At 60.7% G+C, this 16,298-nt stretch carries 12 protein-coding genes; 5 read left to right on the forward strand and 7 right to left on the reverse strand.

The genetic code is table 11. The features are described from left to right. Nucleotides 1-3: 3 nt before the first annotated feature. Nucleotides 4-855, reverse strand: a complete 852-nt coding sequence (gene motA, locus ACZ9BB_RS21400; RefSeq protein ID WP_476215999.1) for a flagellar motor stator protein MotA — start codon at nucleotides 853-855, stop codon at nucleotides 4-6. A 166-nt stretch (nucleotides 856-1,021) separates the two neighbouring features. Here motA and ACZ9BB_RS21405 point away from each other — a divergent pair, with 166 nt between their 5' ends. The 4 genes from ACZ9BB_RS21405 (at nucleotide 1,022) to ACZ9BB_RS21420 (ending at nucleotide 6,434) form a co-directional block, all read left to right on the forward strand. Continuing rightward, nucleotides 1,022-2,554 carry an HDOD domain-containing protein gene (locus ACZ9BB_RS21405; RefSeq protein ID WP_476216001.1) on the forward strand — a complete coding sequence of 511 codons (1,533 nt, stop codon included), beginning with the start codon at nucleotides 1,022-1,024 and terminating at the stop codon, nucleotides 2,552-2,554. Nucleotides 2,555-2,792: 238 nt separating this feature from the next. Then, a complete protein-coding gene (rhdA, locus tag ACZ9BB_RS21410; RefSeq protein ID WP_476216002.1) occupies nucleotides 2,793-3,608 on the forward strand; it encodes a thiosulfate sulfurtransferase in 816 nt (271 codons plus the stop codon). Nucleotides 3,609-3,626: 18 nt separating this feature from the next. Continuing rightward, nucleotides 3,627-4,487, forward strand: a complete 861-nt coding sequence (gene asd, locus ACZ9BB_RS21415) for an archaetidylserine decarboxylase (protein ID WP_007939614.1) — start codon at nucleotides 3,627-3,629, stop codon at nucleotides 4,485-4,487. Between the two features lie 156 nt (nucleotides 4,488-4,643). Next, complete coding sequence (locus tag ACZ9BB_RS21420) at nucleotides 4,644-6,434, forward strand: molecular chaperone (protein WP_476216005.1); 1,791 nt, start codon at nucleotides 4,644-4,646, stop codon at nucleotides 6,432-6,434. Nucleotides 6,435-6,554: 120 nt separating this feature from the next. Here the strand turns inward: ACZ9BB_RS21420 and serB are convergent, their stop codons facing one another. Further along, a complete protein-coding gene (gene serB, locus ACZ9BB_RS21425) occupies nucleotides 6,555-7,769 on the reverse strand; it encodes a phosphoserine phosphatase SerB (RefSeq protein ID WP_007939616.1) in 1,215 nt (404 codons plus the stop codon). 135 nt (nucleotides 7,770-7,904) lie between these two features. Here serB and ACZ9BB_RS21430 point away from each other — a divergent pair, with 135 nt between their 5' ends. After that, nucleotides 7,905-9,434, forward strand: a complete 1,530-nt coding sequence (locus tag ACZ9BB_RS21430; protein WP_476216008.1) for an AhpA/YtjB family protein — start codon at nucleotides 7,905-7,907, stop codon at nucleotides 9,432-9,434. 228 nt (nucleotides 9,435-9,662) lie between these two features. Here the strand turns inward: ACZ9BB_RS21430 and ACZ9BB_RS21435 are convergent, their stop codons facing one another. The 5 genes from ACZ9BB_RS21435 to parE form a co-directional block, all read right to left on the reverse strand. Beyond that, nucleotides 9,663-10,376, reverse strand: coding sequence for a PqiC family protein (locus ACZ9BB_RS21435; RefSeq protein WP_476216010.1), 714 nt, complete (start codon nucleotides 10,374-10,376; stop codon nucleotides 9,663-9,665). Between the two features lie 176 nt (nucleotides 10,377-10,552). Next, on the reverse strand, nucleotides 10,553-12,820 hold the full coding sequence (parC, locus tag ACZ9BB_RS21440; RefSeq protein ID WP_476216012.1) for a DNA topoisomerase IV subunit A: 2,268 nt from the start codon (nucleotides 12,818-12,820) through the stop codon (nucleotides 10,553-10,555). A gap of 10 nt (nucleotides 12,821-12,830) precedes the next feature. After that, on the reverse strand, nucleotides 12,831-13,352 hold the full coding sequence (locus tag ACZ9BB_RS21445; protein ID WP_476216014.1) for a retropepsin-like aspartic protease family protein: 522 nt from the start codon (nucleotides 13,350-13,352) through the stop codon (nucleotides 12,831-12,833). Beyond that, nucleotides 13,349-14,338, reverse strand: coding sequence for an esterase-like activity of phytase family protein (locus ACZ9BB_RS21450; RefSeq protein WP_476216016.1), 990 nt, complete (start codon nucleotides 14,336-14,338; stop codon nucleotides 13,349-13,351). The genes ACZ9BB_RS21445 and ACZ9BB_RS21450 overlap by 4 nt, the downstream gene beginning before the upstream one ends. Further along, nucleotides 14,338-16,245, reverse strand: coding sequence for a DNA topoisomerase IV subunit B (gene parE / locus ACZ9BB_RS21455; RefSeq protein ID WP_019582186.1), 1,908 nt, complete (start codon nucleotides 16,243-16,245; stop codon nucleotides 14,338-14,340). The genes ACZ9BB_RS21450 and parE overlap by 1 nt, the downstream gene beginning before the upstream one ends. Nucleotides 16,246-16,298: the final 53 nt, after the last annotated feature.

Below are 16,298 nucleotides of genomic sequence, written 5' to 3' on the forward strand. Positions count from 1 at the left end.
GACTTAGCGACCGCGAACCGCTTGTTCCAGCTCAGCGAAGCTAGGACGGTGCGCCGGGTAAAGAACCTTGCGGCCGAACTCCACCGCCAGCGATGGCGGCATGCCGGAAGCCGAAGCGACCAAAGAGGCCTTGATGGCTTCGTAGACGTTCAGTTCTTCCTTGGCATCGTGGCCCAGGGCATGGGCCAGCGGGCCGAAGAAACCATAGGCGGCAAGAATACCGAAGAAGGTACCGACCAGCGCCGCACCCACGTGCAGACCAATGGACTTCTGGTCGCTTTCACCCAGGGAGGCCATGGTCACCACGATACCCAATACCGCCGCGACGATACCGAAACCGGGCATGGCATCAGCAATGCCGCTGACTGCGTGGGAGGGGTGGTCCAGGTCTTCCTTGAGGCTGGTCAGCTCCATGTCGAACAAGCCTTCAAGCTCATGGGGAGCCATGTTGCCGGAAGACATGATGCGCAGGTAATCGCAGATGTACGCGGTCATGCGCTCATCTTTCAAAACCGCGGGGTACTTGGCGAAAATCGGGCTCGCGGCAGCATCTTCGATGTCGCCTTCGATCGCCATCATGCCTTCGCGACGGCTCTTGTTGAGGATCTCGTAAATCAGCCCCAGCACTTCCAGGTAGAAGGTGTGGTTGAAACGCGAACTGAACATGCCCAAGGCCTTCTTGAGCACGTGCATCGTCATATGGCCGGGGTTGGCCTGCAGGAAGCCGCCAAGGGCCGCGCCACCGATAATCATCACCTCGAAAGGCTGGATGAGGGCGGCAATCTTGCCGTGGGAAAGCACGTATCCGCCGAGCACGCTCGCGAATACGACGATGATGCCGATAATTTTAGCCATAGGTAGGAGAGCACTTACTGAGTCGGGTTCAAGGTCATATTCGGAAGTTAAAAAATCTCTTCTTCTACTTATCGGCAAAACTGCGCCAGACTATAGCCCGTTCAGGCGAAAAGCTAATTTGACCCGCTCCGGGGATAGGTAAAGCAGACGATGATCGCGTCCAGACATGGCTAACGAAACGAACGTCCCAACGCCAAAACCAACCACCCTCGACGGCTGGGTCAAGCTTCTCGATGGCGTACGCCTGCCAGTTCCGCAAGCCAGTCACGACCGCGTCTGCAGAGCCATTCGCGATAACCGCAGCTCACTGCGCGACATCGCCGAACTGATGCAGGACAGCCCGGCCCTGGCCTTGAGCGTGATTCGCGAAGCCAACCGCCATACTCATGGCAGCATGACCGAACCCGCGGAAAACCTCGAAGTGGCGATCAATCGCCTCGGTTTGAAACGCACCGAAGAATTGCTTGAGCGCCTGCCCGCCGAACCCCAATCGCAGATTCCCCTCGCCCTGCGTCAGCTTCAACTGATCAGCCAGCATGCCACCCAACAGGCCAACGGCTTTTTTGCCAGTCGCCTGGCGCGGTTGTGGCAGGACATTCACTGGGGCAGCCTGCTGTTTCTTTCACCGCTCTGGCCATTGGCGCTCACGCATCCGCAACTGCTCGAAGACTGGGAGCTGCGGGTGATGCACAAAGGCGAACGGGCGAGTACGGTCGAACAGCAATTGTTCGGCGTGCGCCTGCTGGAAATCTGCCAGGCACTGGTGGACATCTGGCGCTTGCCGATCTGGGTGCAGCAGGGATATCGAACGCTGCTCGCCGACCAACGTGAACTGGTGAAAGTCCTGCGCATCGCGCGCGACAGCGATCACCCCTTGCGCCAACAGAACCGCCTCGATGACGACCCGACCCTGCGCCGCTGGCTCAATCAGCCAGCCAATACCGTGCTGCTGGCCAACGGCCTGGCATTGTCGGCACAACAGGCCTGGGACAGTCCGCACATTGAACGCTGGCAATACCTGACCAGCCTTTATCTGCAAATGCCGATGGATGAAGTGCAACAGCAATTGCACCAGCAGGCCGCCAACAGTGCCCGGCATCACGCCATGCCGGACCTGTGGCACCCGGCTGTCGCGCTGATCTGGCCGTTGGGCACCAATCGCGTGCACGCCGGTTTGCTGCCTGCGGCGGCGCCGACCGCAGAAGACTTGGCGAAGTGGCGTAAACAATGTGCCGAATTGCTGGTGGAGCCGAGCCGCTTTACCAATGCCATGCACTTGACCACATCGGCCCGCGACGCCCTGGTGGCGTGTGGCATGCGGCGAGTGATGATCTTGATGGCCGACCGAACGCACGCCAATCTGCGGGTGCACCAGACTGCCGGGCTGCCCAAGGAAGTGGCCGGCCTGAACCTGGTGGTCAGCCAGAGCAGCGTGCTGCAACGCCTGCTCGCGCAACAGGCTCAGGTGCGCCTGACGCCGGCCAACAATGCACAATTCTCGGCCCTGTTGCCGGCCAGCCTGCGTAAACAGTTCAGCGGTGAACACCTGCTGCTGCGCTCATTGGTCAATAACGGTCGGGTGATCATGATTGTGGTGGCGGATCAGGGCGGCGGGCCGTTCTCGGAAATCACCGTGCAAGCATTCGGCAAAACCGCGCAATGCATCGAGAAAGCCCTGCACAGTTTTAGCCACCGCTAAGAAAAGCACGTGCCAAATGCAGTGTTTGTGGCGAGGGGGCTTGCCCCCGTTCGGCTGCGAAGCAGTCGCAAATCCAGTGGATGCAGTGTGCCTGGCAGAATGAGGTTGTAGGTTTTAGGACTGCTTCGCAGTCCAACGGGGGCAAGCCCCCTCGCCACAAGCCCGTGCTGAAATAACTGATAACAGAGCCTCATGACGCTGCGCTACAATCCCCCCCTTTGTGCTCTGGAGACCTCACATGTCTGATTTCTCTGGCTTGGCGCTGGTGATCGAACCGAGCGACCTGCTCCCGCGTCTCGACGCCCGCGATCTGATTCTGGTGGACCTGACCAGCAGCGCCCGCTATGCCGAAGGGCATATCCCCGGTGCACGCTTTGTCGATCCAAAACGTACTCAGCTGGGGCATGCGCCTGCCCCAGGCCTGCTACCGACCCATGCCGCGCTTGAAGCATTGTTCGGCGAGTTGGGACACAACCCCGATGCGGTCTACGTGGTCTATGACGACGAAGGCGGCGGTTGGGCCGGGCGCTTTATCTGGCTGCTGGATGTCATCGGCCATCGCAATTACCACTATCTCAACGGTGGTCTGCCAGCCTGGCTGGCGGAAGGCATGCCCATGTCGATCCAGATCCCGCCAGCGGTCGGCGGCCCAGTGGCCTTGACCCTGCACGACGAACCCACCGCCACCCGCGAATACCTGCAAAGCCGCCTCGGTGCCGCTGACCTGGCGATCTGGGACGCACGCGGGCCGCTGGAGTACTCCGGCGAGAAAGTGCTGGCGGCCAAGGGCGGGCATATTCCCGGCGCGGTCAATTTCGAATGGACCGCCGGCATGGATCAGGCGCGCAACCTGCGTATCCGCACCGACATGCCGAAAATCCTGGAACAACTCGGTATCACCAAAGACAAAGAAGTCATTACCCACTGCCAGACTCACCATCGCTCTGGCTTCACGTATCTAGTAGCCAAGTCGCTCGGTTATCCGCGAGTCAAAGGTTACGCCGGCTCCTGGGGCGAATGGGGCAACCATCCCGACACGCCCGTAGAGATTTAAGGTTTTTAAGGACAGTTAATGAATAAGCGTTTGTTTATCCTCAGCCAATACCTGCTGCCCCACCACTTGCTCTCGCGACTGGCCGGCTGCATTGCCGAATGCCGCGTGCGCTGGTTCAAGAACGCCTTTACCGCCTGGTTCGCCAAGCGTTATCAAGTGGACATGTCCCAGGCGCTGGTCGAAGACCTGACGGCTTACGAGCACTTCAATGCATTTTTCACCCGTGCCTTGAAAGACGGCGCTCGCCCGTTGGACCAAACCCCGGGCGCGATCCTCAGCCCGGCCGACGGCGCTGTCAGCCAGCTCGGCCCAATCGAACACGGTCGTGTCTTCCAGGCCAAGGGCCACAGCTTCAGCGTGCTGGAACTGTTGGGCGGTGATGCCGCCAATGCCGCGCCATTCATGGGTGGCGATTTCGCCACCATCTACCTGTCGCCCAAGGACTACCACCGTGTGCACATGCCGCTGGCCGGCACCCTGCGCGAAATGGTCTACATCCCCGGCCGCATCTTCTCGGTCAACCAGACCACCGCTGAAAACGTTCCGGAACTGTTCGCCCGCAACGAGCGTGTGGCGTGCATTTTCGACACCGAACGCGGGCCGATGGCCGTGGTGCTGGTGGGCGCGATGATTGTGGCGTCGATCGAAACTGTCTGGGCCGGGTTGGTCACGCCGCCCAAACGCGAGCTGAAAACCTTCCGCTACGACGAAGCGGCCCGTGCGCCCATTCATTTGGAAAAAGGCGCGGAACTGGGTCGCTTCAAGCTCGGCTCCACGGCTGTCGTGCTGTTCGGGCCGGATCAAGTGAAATGGGCTGAAGGCCTGGGCGCCCTTTCGCCCGTGCAGATGGGCCAGGGCATCGGCTTGCCAACAGCCTGATCCATCGGTCCGCCCCATCGAATGTATTCGATGGGGCGGACACGCTCAGCGCCCCCGCCTCTTTCCTCCGTCGCTGTACGTCACCACATCCCTCTGCCATAGCTGCTACAGTCAAGTCATTCACTGCCCATTTCCCGGTCGGAGTTTGTCCACGGCATGAGTGAGACCAATCCTTCCCTGCTGCTACGCGCACCGATCCCGACGCAGTCGCGCCTGTCCTTCTGCGACGCCACGCCTCGCGACCTCAAGCGCTGGATCGCCAACCTGCCCAAAGCCAACATCGGCGAAACCGCTCGCCTGTTGTATCAAGGCTTGAGCGAACTCAACCAACTGTTCACACCCAGCGACAATCGCCTGCAATTGCTCGAGCTGCTGCGGCCCGAGGTGTATTACGTCTGCAAGCACCTGGAGCGACATTTCCTGCATCAGGCCATTGTGCTCGACGAGCGTTCGCGCAAGATCGCCAACCTCTGCCAGGCGCTACAGAGCCACTTGGCGATCGGCTACAAGCAGATCGTCATCCGCGTCGCACCGCGCTTGAGCAAGGACCGTGCGCCGCTGCTGACCCAGGCGTTGCAACGAGCGATCCATTGCCTGAACGGTGCGCTGATCCGCGCCACCCAACTCTATTGCCCGGTGCCCGAGGGTGTGTGGCTGGAATTGCATCAGTTGTATCGGATCGGCTGCGAGCATCAACTGCAGCATCAGAACATGCGCGATGAACCGAACAGTCAGGCGCATAACCTGAGCATCGAACAAACCTACGTCGTCGCTCTCTTGCTGGGGGCTTCACGCTGCAATCAACTGCGCCAAAACCAGATCGCCCGGCTCGCCGAGGTACTGGAACCCTGGAGCCAATGGGTCAAACTGCAACCGGGAAAACCCGACAACGGGTTGTTCGCCATCGCCCCGAATCTCGACACTGGCCCGCGTTATCGCTCCAAGTTCCTGGCCGAAGAACAAAAGAGCTTGCTGGGAATCGACCCGCAGCCTCTGGTCGCGGCCATCGAAGTTCATCTGCAGCAGTCGGCCGACAAGGCATCGCCGCTGCCCGTTCCGGCGGGGCTGAATCTGGATACGCTGCAACACCTGCATGCGGCCTGGGGCCAGGCCGCCGAGCGCAGTTTCCAGCGCACCGTCGGCCACGGCACGCAGACCCTGTGCGTGGGCATGAGCGCTCTGCACTTTTATCTTGGCGGGCAGCGCTCGTTCAGCGACATCCTGAAAAAACCCGGTGCCCGTCCCGCGCGGTTCTCGGCGACCGACCCGGCAGGTCGCGCCAAAGACCAATGGAGCCAGGCCTTCGACGCCGCCCCCCATGGTACGGCAGACACGCTGCTGCCCTACGAAGAGATCGAATACCCGCACCTTCAAAACGATGACAGTCATGAGGCGACCGACCGCCAGCAGCATTTCCCGACCTATGCGCTACCGGTGATCAATCACAGCCCTGGCGGTTATTGCCTGGCCTGGCCTGGCGCTGTGCCCGCCGAGCTGCAAGCCGGCGAGATGGTCGGTATCGAGGATACTGCCGGCCAAGGCTGGAGCGTTGCAGTGGTGCGCTGGATCCGCCAGGTGCGGGGCGGCGGCACGCAGATGGGTATCGAACTGGTCGCGCCTCACGCCGAACCCTGCGGCCTGCAATTGATGCGCGCCCATGACGATCACAGTCAGTACTTGCGCGCACTGTTACTGCCAGCCATCAGCGCCATCGACCTGCCGGCCACCCTGCTCACTCCGCGCCTGCCGTTCCAGGAGGGCAATAACGTGTTGATCAACACCAACGGCCAGGAACGTCAGGCCGGGCTGGAGCGACGGGTAGCGAGCACCAACAGCTTTAATCAGTTTGCCTATCGTTTGCTTGAGGTAGCCAGAAACGAAAACGCCGCGCAAAGCGGCGTGGTCGGGGCAGCGCAAGAGTTTGATTCGTTGTGGAGGTCGCTTTGAGTGTCAGACATTTTGATCGGCGATGATGCCTTCGCGGGCAAGCCTCGCGCCTACAGGTCTGCGCAAATCCTGTAGAAGCGAGGCTTGCCCGCGAAGAGGCCCGCCCGGACAACCTGAAACTCAGAGCTGCCCGTCGCGATCCCGGAAGCCCAGCAGATACAGCACGCCATCCAGCCCGAGGGTGGAGATCGCCTGTTTCGCCGACTGCTTGACCAAAGGCTTGGCACGGAATGCCACGCCCAGACCGGCAATCGCCAGCATCGGCAGGTCGTTGGCACCGTCACCGACGGCAATCGTCTGCTCCAGACGCAAACCTTCTTTATGCGCCAGCTCACGCAACAGGTCCGCCTTGCGTTGTGCATCGACAATCGGCTCGACCGCCACGCCAGTGACCTTGCCGTCGACCACTTCCAGTTCGTTGGCGAACACATAGTCGATACCCAGCTTAGCCTGCAATTGCTTGGCGAAGTAGGTGAAACCGCCCGACAGAATCGCGGTCTTGTAGCCCAGACGCTTGAGTTCGGCGAACAGGGTTTCAGCGCCTTCGGTCAAGCGCAGGGAAGCGCCGATCGAGTCCAGCACGCTGACGTCCAGACCTTGCAGCAAGGCCAGGCGCTCCTTGAAACTGGCGCGGAAGTCCAGCTCGCCGGCCATTGCCCGCTCGGTAATCGCGGACACCTGGTCGCCCACACCGGCGGCCTTGGCCAGTTCGTCGATGACTTCGGCTTCGATCAGCGTCGAGTCCATGTCGAACACCGCCAGACGGCGGTTACGGCGAAACAGTGAATCTTCCTGGAAGGCGATGTCGACGTTCAGTTCTTGAGCGACGCTGAGGAATTCGGCCCGCAGCGCTTGCGGATCCGCCGCCTCGCCGCGCACGGAAAACTCGATGCAGCCCTTGCCCTTGTCAGCCGGGGTATCGAGCGGCATGCGTCCGGACAGGCGATCGATATGATCGATGTTCAGGCCATATTTAGCGGTGATCGAGCTCACACGTTGCAATTGCTCGGCGGTCACTTTGCGAGTCAGCAGGGTGACGATGTGACGTTTCTTGCCCTGATTGCCGACCCACTGCTGGTAATCCTCTTCGGACACCGGCGTGAAACGCACCTGTTGCTCAAGCTCATAGCCTTTGAACAGGATGTCTTTGAGCACCGAATTACCTTGTTCGGTATCGGGAATTTCAACCAGGATGCCAAACGACAGGGTGTCGTGGATCACCGCCTGACCGATGTCGAGAATGTTCACACCACCCTGGGCCAGAACGCCGGTTATGGCCGCAGTCAGACCCGGACGGTCGACTCCCGTGATGTTTATCAGGACGATTTCGCGCAAGGCGCACCCCCGCAGGTGGAAAAAAACCGCATTCTACCCATTTTCAGTGACCATCGGGCACCGCGAGCGCTTTGACGGCCTAGGGCCTGTCGCTATACTGCGCGTCAACTTCACGGACTAAAGAGCCGAGCTCAAGTGAACCGGCCTACGCCAGTAAAAACCGATAACTTCTTTCTGCTGATCTTCCGGGCACTGCGTCATCGCCGTGTACCGATTGCATTGCGCATTGCCAGCCATAACGTGATCCTGGTCGCCCTGGCCCTGGTGATCTATGCCTGTGTGATGGGTTTGCAGTTCAAGCAGGCCATGCATGAGCAGGCGGATGCCCTGGGCGAAAGCCTGACCACCCAGACTGCGACCTCGGCCACGGAACTGTTGGTGTCCAATGACATCCTCAGCCTGAACGTGCTGCTCAACAACCTGACCAAGAACAAACTGGTGGCCCACGCCGCCATTTACAGCGTGGATAACCGTATCCTCGCCGAAGCCGGTCAGCGCCCCAAGCACAGCCTGTTGGGCGAAGCCGAAGGCATGTACCAGAGCAAGATCACCTTCCAGGACGTGACCGCCGGGCAACTGCGCATCAGCCTGGACATGGATCAGTTCCAGCAGCCGATGACCATCAGCCTGCAAAGCATGGGCATTCTGAGTGCGATTCTGCTGGCGCTGTCCCTGGCCTTGAGCCTGCGCCTGGGGCGCAATATCTCCACGCCGCTGCTGCAGCTGCGGGTGTGGCTGCGCAATATCGACGAATACACCCCGGCCACCGAGCGTCAGGATGAAGTCGGCGATCTCGCTCGTCAGCTGCACGCCAATTTCGCGCCGGAGCCGGCCGAACCGGAGCCTGTTCCGGAGCCCGAGTTCGACGACAGCGATGACGACGAAGGGACCGATCCGGCCTTCGAAGTGCGCAACCTGCGTGATCCGAGCTTCGATGAAACCCGACCGGTGGCAGGTCTCAAGCCTGCGCCACGACGCATAGTCAGCACAGTCGAAGACGATGAGGACGACGAAGATCCGTTTGCCGACCTGCGTGACGACTCGACAGACAGCGCGCCGAAACCCGTCGCAAAGTCGCAAGTATCGAACGTACCTCAACACAGCGCGGTACTGGCGGTGCAGCTGGGTGCACAGGATCAACTGCGTCGCCTGCCCCGTGCACGCCTGGAAGAGCTGCTCAAACGCTACCGCGATTGCCTCGACCAGGCCGCGTCGCTCTACCAGAGCGAACTGCACACCTTGAACGATGGCAGCACGCTGATGCTGTTCCACACCGAAGACAGCGGCGATGACTACCTGACCAACGCCATCTGCTGCGGCGAGTTGCTGCGAGCCTTGGGCCATCAGTTGCAGATCGAAGTCGCCGACAGCGGCATCACCCTGCAATTGCAGCTGGGCCTGACGCTCGGTGACGAACTGTTCGGCCTGAGCCAGATCGACCTGCTCCTGACCGAACCCGCCCAGGATGCACTGGCCCTGTCGCAACACAGCCGCAACCTGCTGCTAGTGGAGCGCAAGATCAGTGACGATGCGCTGATTCGCCAGCGTGCGCGAATCCGGCCGATTGCAAGCCCCGAGGGGGCGTGCTGCGTAGAACGCTTGATGGAGCCTTATCCGTCGATGCTGGAGCGGCAACTGGCGCGGATGCACGAGCGCCGGGCGTAAGCCTTGCCCCTGCTGTAAAGAAGCCCGCAGATGAGTGATCGTCTGCGGGCTTTTTGTTGCCTGTTGCGACGCCTTCGCGGGCAAGCCTCGCTCCTACAGGTATTGCATCTACCACGCCCTGTAGGAGCGAGGCTTGCCCGCGAAGAGGCCAGCAGCACTAGATATCTCAATCCGCAGAAACAACAAAGCCCGCATCAATGGCGGGCTTTGCTTTGGATCAATCCAGGCTCAGAACCTGAACACTTCCATATCCGTACGAATCGGCGAGGCCATCGGGATCTTCGGCTGCTTTTCCGCTTCCGCTGCCGGCGCTGCCGGTTTAGGTGCCGGTTTGCGCGGGGCTTCTGCCACGGGCGGCTGGTTGGCCAGCGGCTTGAGTGCTGTCGACAGTTGCTCGGCCAGACGCTGCAGCAGTACACCCTGAGCCTGTACCTGAGCCGCAGTCCCGCCGGCGTGCTGCTCCTGCAGATGAATGATGCGGTTATCACGCACTTGCCCACGACGGTCGATCAGACGCCATTGCGCATCAAGGACTGCCGGTTGCGACTCACCCGAGTCCAGACGCGTGATCGTCAGCAGAACCTGAACATCCGGTGTAAAACCTACTGTCGCAGGCGCCAGGACAACGCGCTGACTGTCCAGATGACCGGCGACCTGACGCAGCAGCAGCTGGTCGATATCGGACGATAGGCTACCCGCCCAACGACCATCGACCGACGCTTGCAGGCTGCCATCCGGCTGACGCTGCAACAAGGTTTCGCGTTGCAGGTAATCAGCAACCGTTACCGGGCCCAACAATACCGCCATGCCCGCGCTTTGCGCAGGCTGAGCCGGACTTCCGCTGTCCAGCTGATACAGCGACACCGGTTGGTGAACGCTGCAACCCGCCAGGCCAAGAACGCCGGCGAGCATCAAAATAAAAGGAAGGCGCAGAGCAGTCATCGTCCCATCCAGGTGGCTGCCACAAGGCTCACCACAGTGAAAATACTCAAAAAATATGAAGAACGCTCGGCCACGCCGGCGCTTGAAAGGCCATATCATCCGTGAATATGCGTTCCGACTCCAGCGCCAAAGCGTCGATCTACGCGCTAAATCGTAGATCGAGCGCTCTAGGACGCCTAATTGAGGTTTTCGACGAGCAGCGCATCCACCCTCTGAAAGCCACGTGGCAACTTGTTACCGCGACGCCCACGTTCACCTTTGTAGTGTTCAAGGTCGTCCGCCTTCAGTGACAAGGTGCGTTTTCCGGCCTGCAGCACCAAAGTGGCACCCTCCGGCAAAACGGCGATGTCTGTGACATATTCTTCGCGACTGGCAACACGCTCACCGGAAATACCGATGATCTTATTACCTTTACCTTTACCCAATTGTGGCAGATCGCTGATTTTGAAGATCAGCAGCCGACCCTCGGTGGTCACCGAGGCCAGCCAGTTCTGCTCACGATCGGCCACCGGACGCGGCAGAATCACTTTGGCGTTATTCGGCAGACTCAACAAAGCCTTGCCGGCCTTGTTCTTGGCTTGCAGGTCTTCGCCCTTGACCACGAAACCGTAACCGGCGTCGGAGGCGATCACGTACAGCGAATCGTCTTCAGGCATCAGCACGCATTCGAAGCTTGCCCCTGGCGGCGGCGTCAGACGACCGGTCAACGGCTCGCCCTGGCCACGGGCCGATGGCAACGTGTGCGCCGCCACCGAATAACTGCGACCGGTGGAGTCGATGAACACTGCAAACTGGTTGGAGCGACCGGCCGCCAAGGCCTTGAAGCCGTCCCCTGCTTTGTAGGATAGCCCTGTGGCGTCGATTTCGTGCCCCTTGGCCGAACGAACCCAGCCTTTTTCCGACAGCACGACCGTCACTTTCTCGTTCGGCAGCAGATCGTGCTCGGTCAGCGCCTTGGCCTCGGCGCGCTCGACAATCGGCGAACGACGGTCGTCGCCGTAGGTTTCGGCGTCCTTGATCAGCTCGGTGCGTACAAGCTTTTTCAGCTTGGCTTCGCTGCCCAGCAAGGCTTGCAGCTTGGCCTGTTCCTTGAGCAGTTCATCCTGCTCGGCACGCAGCTTCATTTCTTCCAGTCGCGCCAATTGACGCAAACGGGTGTCGAGGATGTAATCGGCCTGGATTTCGCTCAGGGCGAAACGCTCGATCAGTGCGGCTTTCGGGTGCTCCTCGGTGCGGATGATGTGAATCACTTCATCCAGATTGAGGTAAGCGATCAACAAACCGTCCAACAGGTGCAGGCGACGCTCGACCTTGTCCAGGCGGAATTGCAGACGACGACGCACGGTCTGCACCCGGAATTCCAGCCACTCGACCAGCAGCGCCCGCAGGTTTTTCAGCTGCGGTTTGCCGTCCAGGCCGATAATGTTGATGTTGACCCGGTAGCTCGACTCCAGCTCGGTGCTGGCGAACAGGTGTTGCATCAGCGCGTCGTGGTCAAAGTTTTTGCGTGCCCCCGGAATAATCACGATCCGGCACGGGTTTTCGTGGTCGGATTCGTCACGCAGGTCAGCGATCTGCGGAGCCTTGGAGGGCTTGGCCTGCATCATGCCCGCGATCTGTTCCAGCACCTTGGCACCGGACACCTGGTGCGGCAGAGCGGTGACGATGATGTCGCCGTCTTCAATGTGGTACACGGCGCGCATGCGCACCGAGCCCTTGCCGGTTTCGTAGATTTTCAGCAGATCGGCGCGCGGGGTGATGATTTCCGCTTCGGTCGGGTAATCCGGGCCCTGAATGTGTTCGCAAAGCTGTTCGACCGTGGCTTTGGGCTCATCCAGCAAACGCACGCAAGCGGTCGCGACTTCACGCAGGTTATGCGGCGGCACGTCGGTGGCCATGCCCACGGCGATACCGGTGGTGCCGTTGAGCAGGATGTTCGGCAAACGGGCCGGCAACACCAGAGGTTCTTCCAGGGTACCGTCGAAGTTCGGGCCCCAGTCCGCGGTGCCCTGGCCCAGTTCGCTGAGCAGCACTTCGGAATAACGCGACAGCCGCGCTTCGGTGTATCGCATGGCGGCGAAGGACTTGGGATCGTCCGGCGCACCCCAGTTACCCTGGCCGTCGACCAGCGTGTAGCGGTAGCTGAACGGCTGGGCCATCAACACCATGGCTTCGTAGCACGCCGAGTCGCCATGGGGGTGGAATTTACCGAGCACGTCACCGACGGTACGCGCCGACTTCTTGTGCTTGGAATCGGCGTCCAGCCCCAACTCGCTCATCGCATAGACGATGCGTCGCTGTACCGGTTTCAGGCCGTCGCCGATATGCGGCAAGGCACGGTCCATGATCACGTACATGGAGTAGTTGAGGTAGGCATTTTCGGTGAAGTCAGCCAGTGACCGGCGTTCTACACCGTCCAGGCTGAGATCAAGGGAGTCGCTCATGCGGGCCTCATTATTTCGTGGTCTGGCGCAGCAGCATGGTGCCACCGCGCTGGGTAAATTCAAGTTTGTTCAGTGCGCTCATGCCGAGCAGCACTTGATTGCCGTGCAAACCGGGCGCCACCAGCGCGCGAACGTCACGCAGCACGATGGCGCCCAATTGCAGCCGGTCGAGGCGGGTTCGATAGCCCTCGCTCAAGCCATTGGCGGTGCTCAGGGTCACCCCGAAGCCTTTTTCCAGTTTCAATCGCTCAGCCATTTCGGCCGGGATCGACACATCGGTTGCGCCGGTATCGAGCATGAACTCCACGGGCTGGCCGTTGATCTGGCCGGTAGCGACAAAATGCCCCTGGCTGTTGCCGATCAGCTTCACTTCGATAAAACCTTGGCCCTGCTCAGAGCTGACGACAGTGTTGGGATTTTGCTGGCGCTCCTCCCACTGACCGAAGAACCGCGTCGCCAGAAACAGCGCGGCGCACCAGGCCAGCACCATCAACACCCGACCGGCGCGCTTGCCTGGCGGTTGCTGACTCATGGCTTGGCACTCCAGCCGCCTTCAGGCGCGGCAAAGCGCCAGACAATCGGGCGTACCTCGCCATCAGCTCGCGCACCGTTATTGTTGTCGATGCCGATCCAGGCGCCGTCGGCGTCCACGATCAACGCCTCCGCCAGCCCAAAGGGCTGTGAATAACGACGGTTTTCCTGCAAGGCCTCGGCGGCAAACGACCAGCAGCGCTCGACCTTGGTCGTCACCGCATCACGGCGACAGATCTGAAAGGCGTTGCGCTCAAGGGTAAACAGCTTGCCGTCGAACAATGACAGATCGGCAAAATCCCGAGGGCGCGCTCTGGCGTGGGGAAATTGCTTCGGCTGCATTTCCATTCCGCCTTCACTCAGCAGCACACAACCACCGTCGCAATCCCAGACCGTTTGCTTGCGCTTGATCAACAACAGACCGCGGCGTTCACGTTCAGCGGCCAGCCACAGCGTATCGCCGGCCGGATTGATTGCCAGGCCTTCGAACAACGCATTGAAGTGCAACAGCATGCCGCTGGCCCGCGCTTCGCGAACCAGCATCGGCGAGATTTTCAGCCAGGACGCAGGCCCGATTGGCGGTACTTGCAATACCGCGGCGTGGGCTTCGCTGACGATGTATCGATTGCCGGCACTGTCGCAGGTGATGCCTTCGAAATCCAGGTCCCCGCCCCGCACGAACGACGCGGCCCACGTCCGTGAACGCAGACCCCAGGGCAAACCGCTGTCGGGCACCAGGGGCACGTCGATGCGCACGGTTTCGGCTTGCCAGGTGTTGCTGCGGGTGTCGAGGCGATAGATTTGATCATCGTCGCGATCCGAAACGCTCCACAGCTCTTTGCCACACTGGGCCAGCCCCGACAGATTGCCGCCGCGCATGCCGTCGACGGCATGTTCGGACAACAGCCGCAGCTCTGGCGCGGGTTCCGCGCAAATCGTCACCGAAGTCAGCAGCAACGCACACGCCACGGCCCAGCCAAATCGCATCAGCCCAGAACCTCGGCCAGATTGCCTTTGGATTCCAGCCAGGTCTTGCGATCGCCTGCGCGTTTTTTCGCCAGCAGCATGTCCATCATTTCCGAGGTCTCGGCGAAATCTTCACCCAGCGTCAGTTGCACCAGACGCCGCGTGTTCGGGTCCATGGTGGTTTCGCGCAACTGCGGCGGGTTCATTTCACCCAGGCCTTTAAATCGGGTGACCTGCGGCTTGCCGCGTTTCTTCTCGGCCACCAAGCGATCGAGAATGCCATCGCGTTCGGCCTCGTCGAGGGCGTAGTAGATTTCTTTGCCCAAGTCGATGCGGTACAGCGGCGGCATGGCGACGTAGACGTGACCGGCATCCACCAACGGGCGGAAATGCTGGACGAACAAGGCGCAAAGCAAGGTTGCGATGTGCAGACCGTCGGAGTCGGCGTCGGCGAGGATGCAGATCTTGCCGTAACGCAGCTGGCTCATGTCCGCCGCACCCGGGTCGACACCAATCGCCACGGCGATGTTGTGCACTTCCTGGCTGGCCAGCACTTCGCTGCCGTCGACTTCCCAGGTGTTCAGGATCTTGCCGCGCAACGGCAGGATCGCCTGAAACTCTTTGTCTCGCGCTTGCTTGGCCGAACCACCGGCGGAATCACCTTCCACCAGGAACAGCTCGGAACGCATCGGGTCCTGCCCGGCGCAGTCGGCGAGCTTGCCCGGCAATGCCGGCCCTTGGGTAATGCGTTTGCGCTCGACCTTCTTGCTGGCCTTCAGACGACGGCCAGCGTTGTTGATTGCCAGTTCGGCCAGCAACATGCCGGTTTCCGGGTTGGCGTTGAGCCACAGGCTGAAGGCGTCCTTGACCACACCGGAAACGAAGGCGGCCGCTTCACGCGATGACAGGCGCTCTTTGGTCTGACCAGAGAATTGCGGCTCCTGCATCTTCATCGACAGCACGAACGCGATACGCTCCCAGACGTCTTCTGGCGCCAGCTTCACACCGCGCGGCAACAGACTGCGGAATTCGCAGAACTCGCGCATGGCATCGAGCAAACCCTGACGCAGACCATTGACGTGAGTACCGCCCTGAGCGGTCGGGATCAAGTTGACGTAGCTTTCCTGAACGCTGTCGCCGCCCTCGGGCAACCACAGCAACGCCCAATCGACTGCTTCCTTGTTACCGGCCAGGCTGCCGCAGAACGGCTCGTCCGGCAGGCGTTCAAATTCGCTGACGGCGTCGACCAGATAGGAGCGCAGACCGTCTTCGTAATGCCATTCGACTTTCTCGCCGGTGGCCTTGTCTTCAAAACTGACCAGCAACCCCGGGCACAGAACGGCCTTGGCCTTGAGTACGTGCTTGAGGCGGCTGATGGAGAATTTCGGCGAATCGAAATACTTCGGGTCCGGTGCGAAGAACACGCTGGTGCCGGTATTGCGCTTGCCGACGGTGCCGATGACTTCCAGCTCGGTTTTCTTGTAACCGTCGGCGAATGTCATCTGGTATTCGTTGCCGTCACGTTTTACACGCACCCGGACTTCGGTCGACAAGGCGTTGACCACGGAAATACCCACCCCGTGCAAACCGCCGGAAAACTGGTAGTTCTTGTTGGAAAACTTGCCGCCCGCGTGGAGTTTGGTGAGGATCAGCTCGACACCCGACACCCCTTCTTCCGGGTGAATGTCCACCGGCATGCCACGGCCGTCATCGCTGACTTCCAGGGAGTGATCGGCGTGCAGGATGACCTGCACCGACGTCGCGTGCCCGGCCAAGGCTTCATCGACGCTGTTGTCGATGACTTCCTGGGCAAGGTGGTTCGGCCGACTGGTGTCGGTGTACATGCCGGGGCGTTTGCGCACCGGGTCGAGGCCCGAGAGGACTTCGATGGCGTCTGCGTTATAAGAGCTAGCGCTGGGAGTGGCCATGGGGTCTCGTCGTCCGCCTGTAAAAAGAGTGTTCCAGTGAAAAAGAGGCGAGG

The sequence above is a fragment of the Pseudomonas sp. TE3552 genome, from assembly GCF_056278945.1.

Excerpts from the sequence above, each read along its gene's own strand:
- ACZ9BB_RS21420 (WP_476216005.1), top strand. The coding sequence starts at position 4,644 with ATGAGTGAGACCAATCCTTCCCTGCTGCTACGCGCACCGATCCCGACG.
- motA (WP_476215999.1), bottom strand. The coding sequence starts at position 855 with ATGGCTAAAATTATCGGCATCATCGTCGTATTCGCGAGCGTGCTCGGC.
- asd (WP_007939614.1), top strand. The coding sequence starts at position 3,627 with ATGAATAAGCGTTTGTTTATCCTCAGCCAATACCTGCTGCCCCACCAC.
- ACZ9BB_RS21435 (WP_476216010.1), bottom strand. The coding sequence starts at position 10,376 with ATGACTGCTCTGCGCCTTCCTTTTATTTTGATGCTCGCCGGCGTTCTT.
- ACZ9BB_RS21445 (WP_476216014.1), bottom strand. The coding sequence starts at position 13,352 with ATGAGTCAGCAACCGCCAGGCAAGCGCGCCGGTCGGGTGTTGATGGTG.
- rhdA (WP_476216002.1), top strand. The coding sequence starts at position 2,793 with ATGTCTGATTTCTCTGGCTTGGCGCTGGTGATCGAACCGAGCGACCTG.
- ACZ9BB_RS21450 (WP_476216016.1), bottom strand. The coding sequence starts at position 14,338 with ATGCGATTTGGCTGGGCCGTGGCGTGTGCGTTGCTGCTGACTTCGGTG.
- ACZ9BB_RS21405 (WP_476216001.1), top strand. The coding sequence starts at position 1,022 with ATGGCTAACGAAACGAACGTCCCAACGCCAAAACCAACCACCCTCGAC.
- parC (WP_476216012.1), bottom strand. The coding sequence starts at position 12,820 with ATGAGCGACTCCCTTGATCTCAGCCTGGACGGTGTAGAACGCCGGTCA.
- parE (WP_019582186.1), bottom strand. The coding sequence starts at position 16,245 with ATGGCCACTCCCAGCGCTAGCTCTTATAACGCAGACGCCATCGAAGTC.